The 16,297-nt window shown below is 64.6% G+C and carries 10 protein-coding genes; 4 read left to right on the top strand and 6 right to left on the bottom strand.

What is annotated here, in order from left to right:
• Positions 1 to 181: 181 nt before the first annotated feature.
• Positions 182 to 1,852, top strand: coding sequence for an AMP-binding protein (locus ACIPG5_RS01820; RefSeq protein ID WP_401373036.1), 1,671 nt, complete (start codon positions 182 to 184; stop codon positions 1,850 to 1,852).
• A gap of 116 nt (positions 1,853 to 1,968) precedes the next feature.
• Here the strand turns inward: ACIPG5_RS01820 and ACIPG5_RS01825 are convergent, their stop codons facing one another.
• Positions 1,969 to 2,130, bottom strand: coding sequence for a hypothetical protein (locus ACIPG5_RS01825; RefSeq protein ID WP_008089933.1), 162 nt, complete (start codon positions 2,128 to 2,130; stop codon positions 1,969 to 1,971).
• Positions 2,131 to 2,323: 193 nt separating this feature from the next.
• The gene (locus ACIPG5_RS01830; RefSeq protein ID WP_401373038.1) at positions 2,324 to 3,331 is read right to left on the bottom strand and encodes an RHS repeat-associated core domain-containing protein; all 1,008 of its coding nucleotides are present in this window, start codon (positions 3,329 to 3,331) and stop codon (positions 2,324 to 2,326) included.
• Positions 3,332 to 3,645: 314 nt separating this feature from the next.
• Between ACIPG5_RS01830 and ACIPG5_RS01835 the strand changes: the two genes are divergently transcribed.
• The 3 genes from ACIPG5_RS01835 (at position 3,646) to glgB (ending at position 11,341) form a co-directional block, all read left to right on the top strand.
• A complete protein-coding gene (locus ACIPG5_RS01835) occupies positions 3,646 to 5,664 on the top strand; it encodes an alpha-1,4-glucan--maltose-1-phosphate maltosyltransferase (RefSeq protein ID WP_401373040.1) in 2,019 nt (672 codons plus the stop codon).
• Between the two features lie 148 nt (positions 5,665 to 5,812).
• Entirely contained in the window at positions 5,813 to 9,130 is a 3,318-nt protein-coding gene (treS, locus tag ACIPG5_RS01840) for a maltose alpha-D-glucosyltransferase (RefSeq protein WP_401373042.1), read from the top strand.
• Positions 9,131 to 11,341 (top strand): 1,4-alpha-glucan branching protein GlgB, encoded by a 2,211-nt coding sequence (gene glgB, locus ACIPG5_RS01845; protein WP_176517989.1) that lies wholly within the window; start codon positions 9,131 to 9,133, stop codon positions 11,339 to 11,341.
• 108 nt (positions 11,342 to 11,449) lie between these two features.
• Here glgB and ACIPG5_RS01850 read toward each other — a convergent pair whose 3' ends face one another.
• From ACIPG5_RS01850 to ACIPG5_RS01865, 4 genes are all read right to left on the bottom strand, one after another.
• Positions 11,450 to 12,529: an autotransporter domain-containing protein gene (locus tag ACIPG5_RS01850; RefSeq protein WP_401373044.1), complete on the bottom strand. Its 1,080-nt coding sequence runs from the start codon at positions 12,527 to 12,529 to the stop codon at positions 11,450 to 11,452.
• Positions 12,530 to 12,848: 319 nt separating this feature from the next.
• Positions 12,849 to 13,643 carry an endonuclease/exonuclease/phosphatase family protein gene (locus ACIPG5_RS01855; protein ID WP_401373046.1) on the bottom strand — a complete coding sequence of 265 codons (795 nt, stop codon included), beginning with the start codon at positions 13,641 to 13,643 and terminating at the stop codon, positions 12,849 to 12,851.
• A 91-nt stretch (positions 13,644 to 13,734) separates the two neighbouring features.
• Entirely contained in the window at positions 13,735 to 15,888 is a 2,154-nt protein-coding gene (gene glgX / locus ACIPG5_RS01860; protein WP_176517986.1) for a glycogen debranching protein GlgX, read from the bottom strand.
• 128 nt (positions 15,889 to 16,016) lie between these two features.
• The gene (locus tag ACIPG5_RS01865; RefSeq protein ID WP_236235479.1) at positions 16,017 to 16,283 is read right to left on the bottom strand and encodes a DUF2934 domain-containing protein; all 267 of its coding nucleotides are present in this window, start codon (positions 16,281 to 16,283) and stop codon (positions 16,017 to 16,019) included.
• Positions 16,284 to 16,297: the final 14 nt, after the last annotated feature.

The following is a 16,297-nucleotide window of genomic DNA, read 5'->3' on the forward strand; positions in this document are numbered from 1 at the left end:
GGCTTTGCACCGAGCGGTGCGGACCGGCAAGTGCGGATGTCGTTCATCACCTTTACGTTAACGTAAACCTGCCTTCAGTCAGTGTCAATCCGCTCATCACCTTTACGTAAACGTAAATCTGCGCCAGAGTAATTGGCGCTCGCTTCAGCCGTGCCCAGAACAACCACAAGAAGGGACACCCATGAGTCAACCCAGCTACACCCGCGGTCGTCAGGACCAACCCTTGCTGACCCTGACCATCGGTCAGGCCTTCGATGCCACCGTGGCCCGCCATGCCGAAGGCGAAGCGCTGGTGGTGCGCCACCAGGGCCTGCGCTACACCTGGCTGCAATTGGCCGAGCAGGTCGATATCCACGCCCGCGCCCTGATGGCCTTGGGGGTGGATACCGGCGATCGTGTCGGCATCTGGTCGCCCAACTGCGCCCAGTGGTGCATCCTGCAGTTGGCCAGCGCCAAGGTCGGCGCCATCCTGGTCAACATCAACCCGGCCTATCGCGTGGGCGAGCTGGAGTATGTGCTGCACCAGTCCGGGTGCCGCTGGCTGGTGTGCGCCGACGCCTTCAAGACGTCCGATTACCATGCCATGGTCCAGCAGCTGGTGCCGGAGCTGGCCAGTGCCGGCGTCGGGGAGCTGGCCAGCGAAGGGCTGCCGGAGCTGCGCGGTGTGGTCAGCCTGGCGGCCAACCCGCCGCCTGGGTTTGTGCCTTGGCAGGCGCTGGCCGAGCGGGCAGGGCAGACGCCTGTCGAGGCCTATCAGGCGCGCCAGGCAACCCTGCAGTTCGACCAGCCGGTGAACATCCAGTACACCTCGGGCACCACCGGCGCGCCAAAGGGCGCCACCCTCAGCCACTACAACATCCTCAACAACGGCTTCATGGTCGGTGAAAGCCTGGGCCTCACCGCCGGCGACCGCATGGTGATCCCGGTGCCGCTGTACCACTGCTTCGGCATGGTCATGGCCAACCTCGGCTGCATCACCCACGGCAGCACCATGGTCTACCCCAACGATGCCTTCGATGCCGAGCTGACGCTCAAGGCCGTGGCCGAGGAGCGCGCCAGCATCCTCTATGGCGTGCCGACCATGTTCATCGCCATGCTCGACCACCCGTCACGCCCGCAACTGGACCTCTCGACCCTGCGCAGCGGCATCATGGCCGGCGCCACCTGCCCGATCGAGGTGATGCGCCGGGTGATCGACCAGATGCACATGGCCGAGGTGCAGATCGCCTATGGCATGACCGAAACCAGCCCGGTGTCGCTGCAGACCGGCCCCGACGACGAGCTGGAGCTGCGCGTGACCACGGTCGGGCGCACCCATCCGCAACTGGAAACCAAACTGGTGGACGCCGAAGGCTGCATCGTCGCCCGCGGCGAAATCGGCGAACTGTGCACCCGCGGCTACAGCGTGATGCTCGGCTACTGGGACAACCCCCAGGCCAGCAGCGACGCCATCGACCCGGCCGGCTGGATGCATTCGGGCGACCTGGCGGTGATGGACGAGCAGGGCTATGTGCGCATCGTTGGGCGCAACAAGGACATGATCATCCGCGGTGGCGAGAACATCTACCCGCGTGAGCTGGAGGAGTTCTTCTACACCCACCCGGCCGTGGCCGATGCCCAGGTTATCGGCATACCGTGCAGCAAGTACGGCGAGGAAGTGGTGGCGTGGATCAAGCTGCATCCGGGGCATGTGGCCAGCGCTGAAGAGCTGCAGGCCTGGTGCAAGGCGCGCATCGCGCACTTCAAGGTGCCGCGGCATTACCGGTTCGTCGAGGAATTCCCAATGACGGTGACCGGCAAGGTGCAGAAGTTTCGCATGCGCGAGATCAGTGTGGAGGAGCTGACTGCGTAGTGACCTCAAGGCCCCATCGCCGGCAAGCCGGCTCCCACAGACTCAGTGCAATACCTGTGGGAGCCGGCTTGCCGGCGATAGGGCCAGTAAAACCTACGCAAAATCCTTGTCTACGCTTAGACCTTCACCGGTGGCTCATCACTCGGTGGGTCCCCCACCGTCGGCGGTACGGTCGGCTTGATCGGCAGCTCGTCCGGGTCTTCTTCCGGCACGGGCGGCGGCAGGCTGGGGTCGTCGATGTTGGGGTCTGGTGTTTCCGGTGGAATGGGAATGTTCATGGCCTGACCTCGCAGGGGGGATGAATACGTGGTACAGGCTTAGATGCGTGGCTGCGCCGGTTGCTCAATTTTTTGAGGCTAAAGATGTGGTTGCTACGCTACGGGTGCCTGGAGCCAGGCCCGGCGATGGAAGCACACGGGTCAAGTCCTTTGCCTCATTGGCAGAAGCGGACGAAACCGCGAAGTGTCGTTGTCAATAAATGAACATGGCCCTTTCAAGATTAAGCCATATCCTCTGCTGCTCCGCCAAAATAGCTTGAATTCCAGTGCGTGAAGAGAAATCGATGCTCGAGGATAATAGTTTGCTAACCTGGGGTTGTAACTGCTTGGAGGGGAATCGAAGTTGTGTGTTCAAAAAATCCAGTGCTGAAATTTGATCGCTGCTTAATCTCCAATCGCGATGATACTCCTTAGGGGTGCCGCGCGTTATCGCGTCATGATGGGCAATCGTGGCGTTTATTGAATTATCGGTTGCCCATGCCGTGAGTGATGGTTTCGGTCGACTGGCTGCGCGGGGCTCAAGCGCTGTAAATATATCGCCTGGATCAAGGTGGCGCACAATATTTCTATACGCAACGTCAACGTGTTCTATTTTTTTTAGCAATTCAACGCCACTCATGCGTGCGCGAGCGTCTTCTGCTATTGCTCGCCCTGCCAGTGTTACGTTACGGCTTCGTGCGGCAATTTCAATGTTGGCTTTTTGTGAGTGTACATTGACAGGTTTTTTATTGGAAAATAAATTCTTTAAACGATTTTGGCCGCGAGGGTCTGTGTAGTTAACAGGATCTCCGCTGCAATAGCAGTACGCATTCACACCCCCGCGTCCGAATGGACTAACGCTGTCGGATGAGACGAATCTCATTAACGTCGTGCTGTAAGAGCGATGGCCAATCCCCAAATGATAATAGTCATTGAGAATGTCTCGAAGCTCGCCATTGAAACCCAACCCATACGGCATTGTGGCCTGCTGTGCCGCGTACCCATAAGGGCTATAGCTCATCACCTGTGTTGATTGCGGAAGATGTTCTTCGATGACGGATTTGGCAAAATCAGTCTTAAGTAGTTTTCGGGCTTCTCCCCCCGGTCCGCGGTTCACTTCGCTCACTGAGTCTTGCATGCCGTATGAGAAATGCTGGCTGCCCGCGTCATGTTGAACGGTTGCAATTCGTTCAGCGTGATAAAAAAAACGACGAAAGGCCATTCGATACCTCTCACGAAATTAACAATGTAGATGGTTTATTGCTGTTTTTTTGTAACGAGCGACACATGAGATTTTGTGGCAGTTTGGCGCTTATCGATACTGGCAAAAATAATAGGTGCAGCCCCTTATACGGGCGATGGGTTTGGCTATCTTTAGATCTTCATCGTAGGTAGGGGCGGTCGGGTTCCTGGATCGCTTCTTCTGTAGGGGTAGCTTCAGTGTCTGCCTGCGCCGCTCACTCCATTATTTTGAACCCTCAGCATGGGCGGTGGTTCTCAATCCGTACCCCCGACACCAACAGGGAGCAAGGTCCGATGTCACGAAACGAGCCCTTCGAAAGCGTGCCCATGGCAAACGACCACCCGGACCAGGCCGTGAGCCTGTCCCAGGCGCTGCTCGCGCCGCGCATCGTGGTCGAGGACACCCAGCCGGTGCTCGATGGCGGCACCTTCGCCGCCAAGGCCATCAGCGGCCAGCCGGTGGCGGTCAGCAGCAAGGTCTACAGCGATGGCCACGACCGCCTGGCGGTGGTGCTCAACTGGCGCCAGGCCAACAGCCGGCGCTGGCACTGCGTGCCGATGCATTCGCCGGGCAATGACCTGTGGCTGGCCGAGTTCACCCCCCTCGAACTGGGCCCGCACCTGTTCAGCATCGAAGCCTGGATCGACCCCTTCGCCACCTACTGCTATGACCTTGAGAAGAAGTACCACGCCGGTGTCGAGGTCAAGCTCGAACTGGAGGAGGGCAGGCTGTTGCTGGGCCAGGGCGCGGCGCGCAGCGAAGGGATATTGCGCGACGAGATCGAGGCCTTGCAGGCGCGCCTGCCGGGCTTGCCGGTGGACGAGCAGGTGGCGTTGCTGCTGGGCGGCGAGGCCACGCGCCTGATGGTCGAGGCCGAGCACCGCAGCTACCTGACCCGCAGCGTCGAGTTCCCGCTCGATGTCGACCGCCCGGCGGCGCAGTTCGCCAGCTGGTACGAGCTGTTCCCGCGTTCGATCACCGACAGCCCCGAGCGCCACGGTACCTTCAACGACGTGCACGAACGCCTGCCGATGATCCGCGACATGGGCTTCGACGTGCTGTACTTCCCGCCGATCCACCCGATCGGCACGCAGTTTCGCAAAGGCCGCAACAACGCCCTGCGCGCCGAGCCCGGCGACCCCGGCAGCCCCTATGCCATCGGCAGCGCCGAGGGTGGCCACGACGCCATCCACCCGCAGCTGGGCACCCGCGAAGATTTTCGCCGCCTGGTCGCCGCCGCGGCCGAGCATGGCCTGGAAATCGCCCTGGACTTCGCCATCCAGTGCTCCCAGGACCACCCCTGGCTCAAGGAGCACCCCGGCTGGTTCAGCTGGCGCCCCGACGGCACCATCCGCTACGCCGAGAACCCGCCGAAGAAGTACCAGGACATCGTCAACGTCGACTTCTACGCCGCCGAGGCCGTGCCCTCGCTGTGGCTGGCGCTGCGCGATGTGGTGGTCGGCTGGGTCGAGGAGGGGGTCAAGACCTTCCGCGTCGACAACCCGCACACCAAGCCGCTGCCGTTCTGGCAATGGCTGATCGCCAATGTGCGCAGCCAGCACCCCGAGGTGATCTTCCTCGCCGAGGCCTTCACCAAGCCTGCGATGATGGCGCGCCTGGGCAAGGTCGGCTACGCCCAGAGCTACACCTACTTCACCTGGCGCAACACCAAGCAGGAGCTGCGCGAGTATTTCGAAGAACTCAACCAGCCGCCGTGGAGCCAATGCTACCGGCCGAACTTCTTCGTCAACACGCCCGACATCAACCCGTTCTTCCTGCACACCTCGGGCCGCGCCGGCTTTCTCATTCGCGCAGCCCTGGCGACCATGGGCTCGGGCCTGTGGGGTATGTACTCGGGCTTCGAGCTGTGCGAAGCCACGCCGCTGCCGGGCAAGGAGGAGTACATGGACTCGGAGAAGTACGAGATCCGCCCGCGCGATTTCACCCAGCCCGGCAACATCATCGCCGAGATCGCCCAGCTCAACCGCATCCGCCGGCAGAACCGCGCCCTGCAGACGCACCTGGGGGTGGCGTTCTTCAACTGCTGGAACGACAACATCCTGTACTTCGCCAAGCGTACGCCCGAGCGCGACAACTTCATCCTGGTGGCGATCAGCCTCGACCCGCACAACGCCCAGGAGGCGAGCTTCGAGTTGCCGCTGTGGGAGCTGGGGCTGGACGACAACGCCGATACTCTGGGCGAAGACCTGATGAACGGCCACCGCTGGACCTGGCACGGCAAGACCCAGTGGATGCGCATCGAGCCCTGGCACCAGCCGTTTGGCATCTGGCGTATCGAGAAGGCCAGGTAGGGCCGCTGCGCGGCCCATCGCCGGCAAGCCGGCTCCCACACGCACCGAGGGGGCAGGCGCTATTCGTGAAATCTGCACAGAACCTGTGGGAGCCGGCTTGCCGGCGATGGGCTGCAAAGCAGCCCCGCAGAACACCAAGGAGTCGCACATGGCCAAGCGTTCCCGCCCGGCAGCCTTCATCGACGACCCGCTGTGGTACAAGGACGCCGTGATCTACCAGTTGCACGTCAAGTCGTTCTTCGACGCCAACAACGACGGCATCGGCGATTTCGCCGGCCTGATCAACAAGCTCGACTACATCGCCGAGCTGGGCGTCAACACCCTCTGGCTGCTGCCGTTCTACCCCTCGCCGCGGCGCGACGACGGCTACGACATCGCCGAGTACAAGGCCGTGCACCCCGACTACGGCAGCATGGCCGACGCCCGGCGCTTCATCGCCGAGGCGCACAAGCGCGGCCTGCGGGTGATCACCGAGCTTGTCATCAACCACACCTCCGACCAGCACCCCTGGTTCCAGCGCGCGCGCCACGCCAAGCGCGGCAGCAAGCTGCGCAACTTCTACGTGTGGTCGGACGATGAGCAGAAATACGACGGCACGCGGATCATCTTCCTCGACAGCGAAAAGTCCAACTGGACTTGGGACCCGGTGGCCGGCCAGTACTTCTGGCACCGCTTCTACTCGCACCAGCCGGACCTCAACTTCGACAACCCGCAGGTGCTCAAGGCCGTCATCGGCGTGATGCGCTTCTGGCTCGACCTGGGCGTCGACGGCCTGCGCCTGGACGCCATCCCCTACCTGATCGAGCGCGATGGCACCAACAACGAGAACCTCCCCGAAACCCACCAGGTGCTCAAGGCGATCCGCGCCGAAATCGACGCCAACTACCCCGACCGCATGCTGCTGGCCGAGGCCAACCAGTGGCCCGAGGACACCCGCCCGTATTTCGGCGAAGGCGATGGCGACGAATGCCACATGGCCTTTCATTTCCCGCTGATGCCGCGCATGTACATGGCGCTGGCCATGGAAGACCGCTTCCCGATCACCGACATCCTGCGCCAGACCCCGGAAATCCCGGCCAACTGCCAGTGGGCGATCTTCCTGCGCAACCACGATGAGCTGACCCTGGAGATGGTCACCGACCGCGAGCGCGATTACCTCTGGAACTACTACGCCGAAGACCGCCGCGCGCGCATCAACCTGGGCATCCGCCGCCGCCTGGCGCCCTTGCTGCAACGCGACCGCCGGCGCATCGAGCTGCTCACCAGCCTGCTGCTGTCGATGCCCGGCACGCCGACGTTGTATTACGGCGACGAGCTGGGCATGGGCGACAACATCTACCTGGGTGACCGCGACGGCGTGCGCACCCCCATGCAGTGGTCGCCGGACCGCAACGGCGGGTTCTCCAGGGCCGACCCGCAGCGCCTGGTGCTGCCGCCGATCATGGACCCGCTGTACGGCTTTCAGACCGTTAACGTCGAGGCCCAGTCCCACGACCCGCATTCGCTGCTGAACTGGAACCGCCGCCTGCTGGCGGTGCGCAACCAGCAGAAGGCCTTCGGCCGCGGCAGCCTGCGCACGCTCACGCCCAGCAACCGGCGCATCCTGGCTTACCTTCGCGAATACACCGACGCCCAGGGCAACAGCGAAACCCTGCTGTGCGTCGCCAACGTCTCGCGCGCGGCGCAGGCGGCGGAGCTGGAATTGTCACAGTACGCCGGCAAGGTGCCGGTGGAGATGCTCGGCGGCAGCGCCTTCCCGCCGATCGGCCAGCTGCCGTTCCTGCTCACCTTGCCGCCCTATGCCTTCTACTGGTTCCTGCTGGCCGAGCACGACCGCATGCCCAGCTGGCACGTCCAAGCCACCGAGGGGTTACCGGAATTGACCACATTGGTACTGCGCAAACGCATGGAAGAACTGCTCGAAGCGCCGTCGCGCGACACCCTCGAAGGCTCGGTGCTGGCGCAATACCTGCCCAAGCGCCGCTGGTTCGCCGGCAAGGAAGGCCCGATCGACCAGGTGCGCCTGCGTTACGGCGTGCGCTTTGGCACCGCCAGCACGCCGGTGCTGCTCAGCGAGATCGAGGTGCTCGGCGATGGCGTGGCCAACCAGTACCAGCTGCCGTTCGGCTTCCTGCCCGAAGAGCAGATCAACACCGCGCTGCCACAGCAGCTGGCATTGTCGCGGGTACGCCGCGGCCGCCAGGTTGGCCTGATCACCGATGCCTTCGTCCTCGAGCCGTTCATCCGCGCCGTGCTGCGCGCCTGCCAGGAAGGCCTGCGCCTGCCGTGCGGCAACGGCCAGGGCGAGCTGCGCTTTGCCTGCACCGAACAACTGGCCCGGCTGGCGCTCGATGAGCAAAGCCCGGTGCGCTACCTGAGCGCCGAGCAGTCCAACAGCTCGGTGGTGGTGGCCGACCGCCTGGTGCTCAAGCTGATCCGCCGGGTCAATGCCGGCATCCACCCGGAGCTGGAGATGAGCGCCTACCTCACCGCCGCCGGCTTTGCCAACATCTCGCCGCTGCTGGCCTGGGTCAGCCGCGTGGACGAAAGCGAGGCGCCGCACCTGTTGATGATCGCCCAGGGTTACCTGAGCAACCAGGGCGATGCCTGGGCCTGGACCCAGAACACCCTGGAGCGGGCCATCCGCGACGAGATGGAGCCGCCCAGCAGCGACCCCGACGCGCACACCGACGCCCTGGCCGAGCTCGGCGCCTTCGCCGGCTTGCTCGGCCAGCGCCTGGGCGAGATGCACCTGCTGCTGGCCGCGCCCAGCACGGACCCAGCCTTCGCGCCGCGCGCCAGCGATGGCCAGGACAGCGCCCGCTGGAGCACGCAGATCAACGCCGAACTGGCCCACGCGCTGGACCTGCTGGCCCAGCACCGCGAGCACCTCGACAGCGACAGCCAGGCCCTGGTCGATGACCTGCAGCAACAGCGCGAAGGCCTCGCCCAGCACATCGACGAGCTGGCCCATCAGGCCCAGGGCGGCCTGCTGATGCGGGTGCACGGCGACCTGCACCTGGGCCAGGTGCTGGTGGTGCAGGGCGATGCCTACCTGATCGACTTCGAGGGTGAGCCGTCGCGCCCGTTGCAGGAGCGCCGGGCCAAGCACAGCCCGTACAAGGATGTCAGCGGCGTGCTGCGATCCTTCGACTATGCTGCTGCGATGATCCTGCGCAGCGCCTCGGCGGTAGACCTCTCCGAGGCCGCGCGGCAGGCTCGTCAGCGGGTCGCCCGGCAGTACCTGCACCAGTCGCGCCACGCCTTCGTCGAAGCCTATGGCCTGGCCACCGCGGCCATGCCCCATGCCTGGCAACAGGCCGAGGGCGAGCGCGCCGCGCTGGAGTTGTTCTGCCTGGAAAAGGCCGCCTACGAGATTACCTATGAAGCCGAGAACCGGCCTAGTTGGCTGGCCGTGCCTTTGCATGGCCTGCATGGATTGATCAGTACCTGGGGAGAGTCATAGATGAATGCAAGCACGCGTGACAACGGTGGCCTTCGGCAGCGGGAGCTCGATGCCCTTGCCCGCGCCGAGCACGCCGATCCGTTCGCAGTACTGGGCCCCCATGGCGATGGCGCCGGCGGCAGTTGGGTACGGGCGTTCCTGCCGGGGGCCCTGAGCGCGCAGGTGCTCGCCCGGGATGACGGGCGGGTGCTGGCCGAAATGGTGCAGGGCAGCCTGCCCGGGCTGTTCACCGCGCACCTGGACCAGGCGCAGGCGTATCGGCTGCAGATCGTCTGGGCCGGTGGCGAGCAGGTCACCGAAGACCCTTACAGCTTCGGCCCGCAACTGGGCGACATGGACCTCTACCTGTTCGCCGAAGGCAACCACCGCGACCTGTCCGGGCGCTTTGGTGCGCAGCCGACCCAGGTCGATGGCGTCGATGGCGTGTGCTTCTCGGTGTGGGCGCCGAATGCGCGGCGGGTGTCGGTGGTGGGTGATTTCAACAACTGGGACGGGCGCCGCCACCCCATGCGCCTGCGCCACAGCGCCGGGGTCTGGGAGCTGTTCATTCCGCGCCTGGGCGTGGGTGAAACCTACAAGTACGAGGTGCTGGGCAAGGACGGCATCCTGCCGCTCAAGGCCGACCCGCTGGCCCGCGCCACCGAGTTGCCGCCCAGCACGGCGTCGAAGGTGGCAGGCACCTTGAGCCACCAATGGCACGACCACGACTGGATGGAGCACCGCGCCCAGCGCCATGCCTACAGTGCGCCGCTGTCGATCTACGAGCTGCATCCCGGCTCCTGGCAGTGCGAGCTGGACGATGTGGGCGAAGTGTCGCGCTTCTACAACTGGCGTGAGCTGGCCGAGCGCCTGGTGCCCTATGTGCAGCAGCTCAACTTCACCCACATCGAGCTGCTGCCGATCATGGAGCACCCGTTCGGCGGCTCCTGGGGCTACCAGCCGCTGTCGATGTTCGCGCCGACCTCGCGCTATGGCAGCCCGGAAGATTTCGCGGCGTTCATCGACGCCTGCCACCAGGGCGGCATCGGCGTGATCCTCGACTGGGTGCCGGCGCATTTCCCCACCGACGAACACGGCCTGGCGCGCTTCGATGGCACCGCGCTGTACGAGTACGACAACCCGCTCGAGGGCTTCCACCAGGACTGGAACACGTTGATCTACAACCTGGGCCGCAACGAGGTGCGCGGCTTCATGCTGGCCTCGGCGCTGCACTGGCTCAAGCACTTCCACATCGACGGCCTGCGGGTCGATGCGGTGGCCTCGATGCTGTACCGCGACTATTCGCGCAAGGCCGGGGAGTGGGTGCCCAACCGCCATGGCGGGCGCGAGAACCTCGAAGCCATCGACTTCATCCGCCACCTCAATGGCGTGGCGGCCGTCGAGGCCCCGGGTGCGTTGATCATCGCCGAGGAATCCACGGCCTGGCCGGGCGTCAGCCAGCCGACCCAGCAGGGCGGCCTGGGCTTTGCCTACAAATGGAACATGGGCTGGATGCACGACACCCTGCACTACATCCAGAACGACCCGGTGCACCGCGCCCACCATCACAACGAAATGAGCTTCGGCCTGATCTACGCCTACTCCGAGCATTTCATCCTGCCGATCTCCCACGACGAGGTGGTGCACGGCAAGCACTCGCTGATCGACAAGATGCCCGGCGACCGCTGGCAGAAGTTCGCCAACCTGCGTGCCTACCTGACCTTCATGTGGACGCACCCGGGCAAGAAGCTGCTGTTCATGGGCTGCGAGTTCGGCCAGTGGCGCGAGTGGAACCACGACCACCAGCTGGACTGGTACTTGCTGCAGTACCCCGAGCACCAGGGCGTGCAGCGCCTGGTCGGTGACCTCAACCGGCTGTACCGGGACCTGCCGGCGTTGCACGAGCAGGACTGCCAGCCCCAGGGCTTCCAGTGGCTGATCGGCGATGATGCGCACAACAGCGTGTTTGCCTGGCTGCGCTGGAGCAGCCAGGGCGAGCCGTTGCTGGTGGTGGCCAACTTCACCCCGGTGCCGCGCGAGGGGTATCGGATTGGCGTGCCGTTCGGCGAGCGCTGGCAGGAGCTGCTCAACAGCGATGCCGAGCTGTATGCGGGGTCGAATGTGGGCAACCTGGGGGCGGTGGAGAGTGACGAGGTCGCCAGCCATGGGCAGCCGCTGTCGCTGGCCTTGAACCTGCCGCCGCTGGGGGTGCTGGTGATGAAGCCGGCTTGATTGGCTGCCTGTGCTGGCCCTATCGCCGGCAAGCCGGCTCCCACAGATATCCCAGGGCTGCTGGGGACCCTGTGGGAGCCGGCTTGCCGGCGATAGGGCCGCAACGGTCTACCAGCGCATCCGCACCCCGAGGCTGCCAATCAACCCGTTCAGGTCGTTGTCATCCACATCGCTGCTGTAGTCGGCACTGACGAACAGCGCCACCGAAGGCGTCACCCGCGCCACCAGCCCCAACCCCAGTTCCACCGTGGTCGAGTACCGCGAGCTGGAGATCTTGTCCACCTGGTCCAGCTTGACCTCGTCGGCATTGCTGAAGTCGTACCACACGTTGGTTCGCACATAGGGCTCGATCGGCATGCCCTTGACCTCGTAGCGCCCGGACAACTTGGCGCCGACCCGGCCGCTCCAGGTCGGTTGGCTGTCGAAGGCCTGCAAGGTCTGCGCCTGCACCTGGTTGCCGGGGAAGAACTGCTGGTTGATCAACTGCGCCTGCGGCTCGACCACCCAGCCGCCGCCCAGGCTGATGGGGAACCCACCCTCCACGGAAAAGGTCATGGCATGGCCGCTGTCATCCAGGCGCTGGCCGTTGTCGCCGCGGCCCTGCACATCGATGCGCGAGCCCATGGCCACGGCATCCAGGTGCCAGCCCTGGGCGTGGGTCATGCTCCAGTACACGCCCAGGCTCTCGCCGCTGAGGTTGACCGCATTGCGCTGCTTGTCGCCAAGCAGTGGCCGGGCGCCGCTCAGGCTGCTTTGCAGGTTGTTGTGGCCAACGAAGATCCCCGCCCGGTGCACGTTGCCATCGGCGGTTTCACGCACGAACAGATCCGGGCCAATCATCAGCTGCTGGCTGGGCGCTTCGAGCTGCTCTGGCGGCTGCGCGCCGGGCCGCGAGGTGGTGGGGAAGAACTGGCTCCAGGGGCTGGCCATCAGCATGGGAGCCACCAGGGCATGGCGCTCGCTCATCTGCTCGCCGAAGGCAGCCAGCGTGCCCAGGCTCACGCCGCTGGCGCTGACCGGGTCGAGCGACAGTTGCTGGGGCTGCGCCGGCTGCTGCAGGAAGCCCGGGGACATGGGGTCGTCCTGGAGGTCGAAGGCGAAGGTTTCCACCGGGGTTGCCAGAAGCATCGACGTGGAAACCGCGTAGAAAATACGATCGAAGCGCAACGAGTTCGAGGTTCTTTTCATGGCGGATATCCTCTGGTTTCTTGTTGTACAGCCCAAGCACCTGGCCGGTTGTCACGAGCTGTACGGCAAGAACAGTGGACGAACCAAACCCTCGCGCCCGCTTTCGCGAGCGCGCAGGAAGGCGCGAGCTAGAGGCCCGGCGCACGTTTTCAACGACTAGGTAATAGTTCAGCTAAGGTGAGGCGGGGGGCTGCGTCAAGAATGTGTTAAGCCATTGTCGAGGTTCTGTGAAAGGCATCAACGCATTGATTTTCGGGGTAAATGAGAGGGGGATAGTGGGGTTCGTTATTTGCCGCTGCGTGGCTATGCCGAATGATTGCTACAACCTGACTTCCACGGCAAGTGGCAGGTGATCGGAAAGGTGCGTCCAAGGCTTGTGGCTGAGGATTTTCGGTGCGTGGCTTTCGGCATTGCGCAGGTAGATGCGGTCCAGGGCCAGTAAAGGCAGGCGCGCCGGATATGTGCGCGCAAGCATGCCATGGTGGCGTTCGAACGCTTCGTGCAGGTCGCGCTGCAGGCGCAGGGTGCCGTTGCCGCGCAGTTTCCAGTCGTTGAAATCGCCGGCGATGATCACCGGGGCGCCTTCGGGCAGGCCGTCGAGCAGTTTGCGCAGCAGCTGCAATTGCTGCTGGCGGTGGCTCTCCAGCAACGACAGGTGCACGCAGATGGCGTGCACCTGGTGCTGGCCGGGTACGTCGAGGATGCAGTGCAACAGGCCGCGGCGCTCGGGGCCGGTGATCGACACGTCGAGGTTGCGGTGCTCGATGATCGGGTATTTGGACAACAGCGCGTTGCCGTGGTGGCCATCGGGGTACACGGCGTTGCGCCCGTAGGCGAAGTCGCTCCACATGCTGTCGGCAAGAAACTCGTACTGCGAGGTCTGCGGCCAGCCTGGGTAGCGCGCGGCATGGCGGTCGTGGCTGCCGAGCACTTCCTGGAGAAACACCAGGTCGGCCTGGGTGCTGCGCACCGCCTCGCGCAGTTCAGGCAGGATGAAGCGCCGGTTGAAGGCCGTGAACCCCTTGTGCGTATTCACCGTCAGCACCCGCAGCCGCTGCACGGCTGGGGCCTGGTCGACGCTGGCGAAACCTGGACGACCGGTTTCGGGGTTCACGGTGCCTCCTTGATGGTAGCTGGGGCTGCTGGCCCTATCGCCGGCAAGCCGGCTCCCACAAAGTCTTGGGACAGGCCCAGGCCGCCCCGGTTCAGTCTTCCTCGTGCTGCAACACCATCAGCAGGAACGAGCGCCCCTTGACCTCGAAGGTGCTGTCGAACTGCAGGTGCTGGGGTTTGCGCATCTCTGGCCGGTCGGTGTCGACCAGGCAGCTCCAGTACTCGCCCTCGGGCACGGTCGGCAACTGGAACGGCACCACATCATGGTGCGCGTTGACGATCAGCAGCATGGTCGCCTCCGACCCTGGCCGGGCAATGCCGCTGACCTGCGCGCGCCCGTCGATGAGCATGCCCAGGCAACGCCCGTGCGGGTCTTCCCATTGCTCCACGGTCATCTCGCTGCCATCGGGGGCCAGCCAGGTGACGTCCTTGACCCCGATCGCCTCGTTGTAGTCGCCGACCAGAAAACGCGAGCGGCGCAGCACCGGGTAGGCCAGGCGCAGGCGGGTCAGGCGCTTGACGAAGGCCAGCAGCTCCTTGCCGTTGTCATCCAGGTCCCAGTTGATCCAGCCGATCTCGCTGTCCTGGCAGTAGGCATTGTTGTTGCCATGCTGGGTGCGGCTGAACTCGTCGCCGGCGACGATCATCGGCGTGCCCTGGGCCAGCAGCAGGGTGGCGAAGTAGTTGCGCATCTGGCGCATGCGCAGGGCGTTGATCTCGGGGTCGTCGGTGGGGCCTTCGACGCCGCAGTTCCACGACAGGTTGTTGTCGGTGCCGTCCTGGTTGTTCTCGTCGTTGTCCTCGTTGTGCTTGCTGTTGTACGACACCAGGTCGCGCAGGGTGAAGCCATCGTGGGCAGTGACGAAGTTGACCGAGGCGTAGGGGCGCCGGCCGCGGTTGTTGAACATGTCGCCCGAGGCGGTCATGCGCGAGGCGAAGTCGGCCAGCTGGCCTTCGTCGCCTTTCCAGAAGGCGCGCACGGTATCGCGGAAGCGGTCGTTCCATTCCGCCCAGCCTGGGGCGAAATTGCCCACCTGGTAGCCGCCCGGGCCACAGTCCCAGGGCTCGGCGATCAGCTTGACCTGGCTGAGCATCGGGTCCTGGCGGCAGGCGACGAGAAAGCCATGGCGCTCGCTGTAGCCGTCGTGGTAGCGGCCCAGAATGGTTGCCAGGTCGAAGCGGAAACCGTCCACGTGCATTTCGCCGGCCCAGTAGCGCAGCGAGTCGGTGACCAGTTGCAGCACGCACGGGTGGCTCAGGTCCAGGGTGTTGCCGGTGCCCGAATCGTTGATGTAGAAGCGCTTGTCGTCGGGCATCAGGCGGTAGTAGGAGGCGTTGTCGATGCCGCGCATCGACAGGGTCGGGCCACGCTCGTTGCCTTCGGCGGTGTGGTTGTAGACCACGTCCAGAATCACCTCAAGCCCGGCGTCGTGCAGGTGCGCGACCATCTCCTTGAACTCGGCGATCTTGCCGCTGGCCAGGTAGCGCGGGTGCGGCGCGAAGAAGGCGATGCTGTTGTAGCCCCAGTAGTTGTTCAGGCCCTTGTCGAGCAGGTGCTGGTCGTTGACGAAGGCATGGATCGGCAGCAGCTCGATGCTCGATACGCCCAGGTCCTTGATGTGCTTGAGCAGCTCGTCATTGGCAAGGCCGGCGAAGGTGCCGCGCAGCTCCTCGGGAACCGCCGGGTGGCGCATGCTGATGCCACGGGCATGGGCCTCGTAGAGGATGGTGCGCTCCCAAGGGATCTGCACGCGTTGGTCGCGGCCCCAGGTGAAGGCCGGGTCGATCACCTTGCATTTGGGCACGAAGGGCGCGCTGTCGCGTTCATCGAACGACAGGTCGCCGTCGGGGTGGCCGATGGTGTAGCCAAACAGCGCCTCGGACCATTTCAGGCTGCCGACCAGCTGCTTGGCGTAGGGGTCGATCAGCAGTTTGTTGGGGTTGAAGCGGTGGCCGTTCTGCGGCTCGTAGGGGCCGTGCACGCGGTAGCCGTAGATCTGCCCCGGGTGGGCGTCGGGCAGGTAGCCGTGGTAGATCTCGTCGGTGTATTCGGGCAGCTCGATGCGCTCGATTTCATGCTCGCCGGTGTCGTCGAACAGGCACAGTTCGACCTTGGTGGCGTTGGCCGAGAACAGGGCGAAGTTGACACCCAGGCCGTCCCAGGTGGCACCGAGGGGGAAGGGCATGCCTTCGCGGATGCGGGATGGGGCGACGGAGCGGGTTTTCTTCGGGGTGCGGGGGCTCATGGCAGTCCTCGATTGGCCGGGGGGAGTGGGGTGTCAGTGAGGGCCCCATCGCCGGCAAGCCGGCTCCCACAAGCAGGCAGCATTGTTGCTGTGGGAGCCGGCTTGCCGGCGATGGGGCCGGGCCAGGCTCAGCCGGCAGTAGGCTTCTTCACCGCCCGCGGCTTCTTCGCCGCAGCCGGTTTAACCCCCGGCAGCGCTGCCGCCTTGGGCTCGGCAGGCGCCTTGGGCTTGGCCGCCGCCTTCTTGCGTGGCGCAGCCTTGGGCGCTAGCGCCTCGGCTTCGGCCAGCTTGCGCGCCATCTCCCAGTGGCGGTCTTCCTGCCCGGCAGGCTTACCCTCCGACTCCCAGATCTGATAGGCGAATTCGCGAACACGTTTTTCATCGACACTCATCATGACGCTCCTGATGC

The sequence above is a fragment of the Pseudomonas sp. NPDC087029 genome (genome assembly GCF_044745345.1).
In the GTDB taxonomy this organism is placed as follows: Bacteria; Pseudomonadota; Gammaproteobacteria; order Pseudomonadales; family Pseudomonadaceae; genus Aquipseudomonas; species Aquipseudomonas faucium.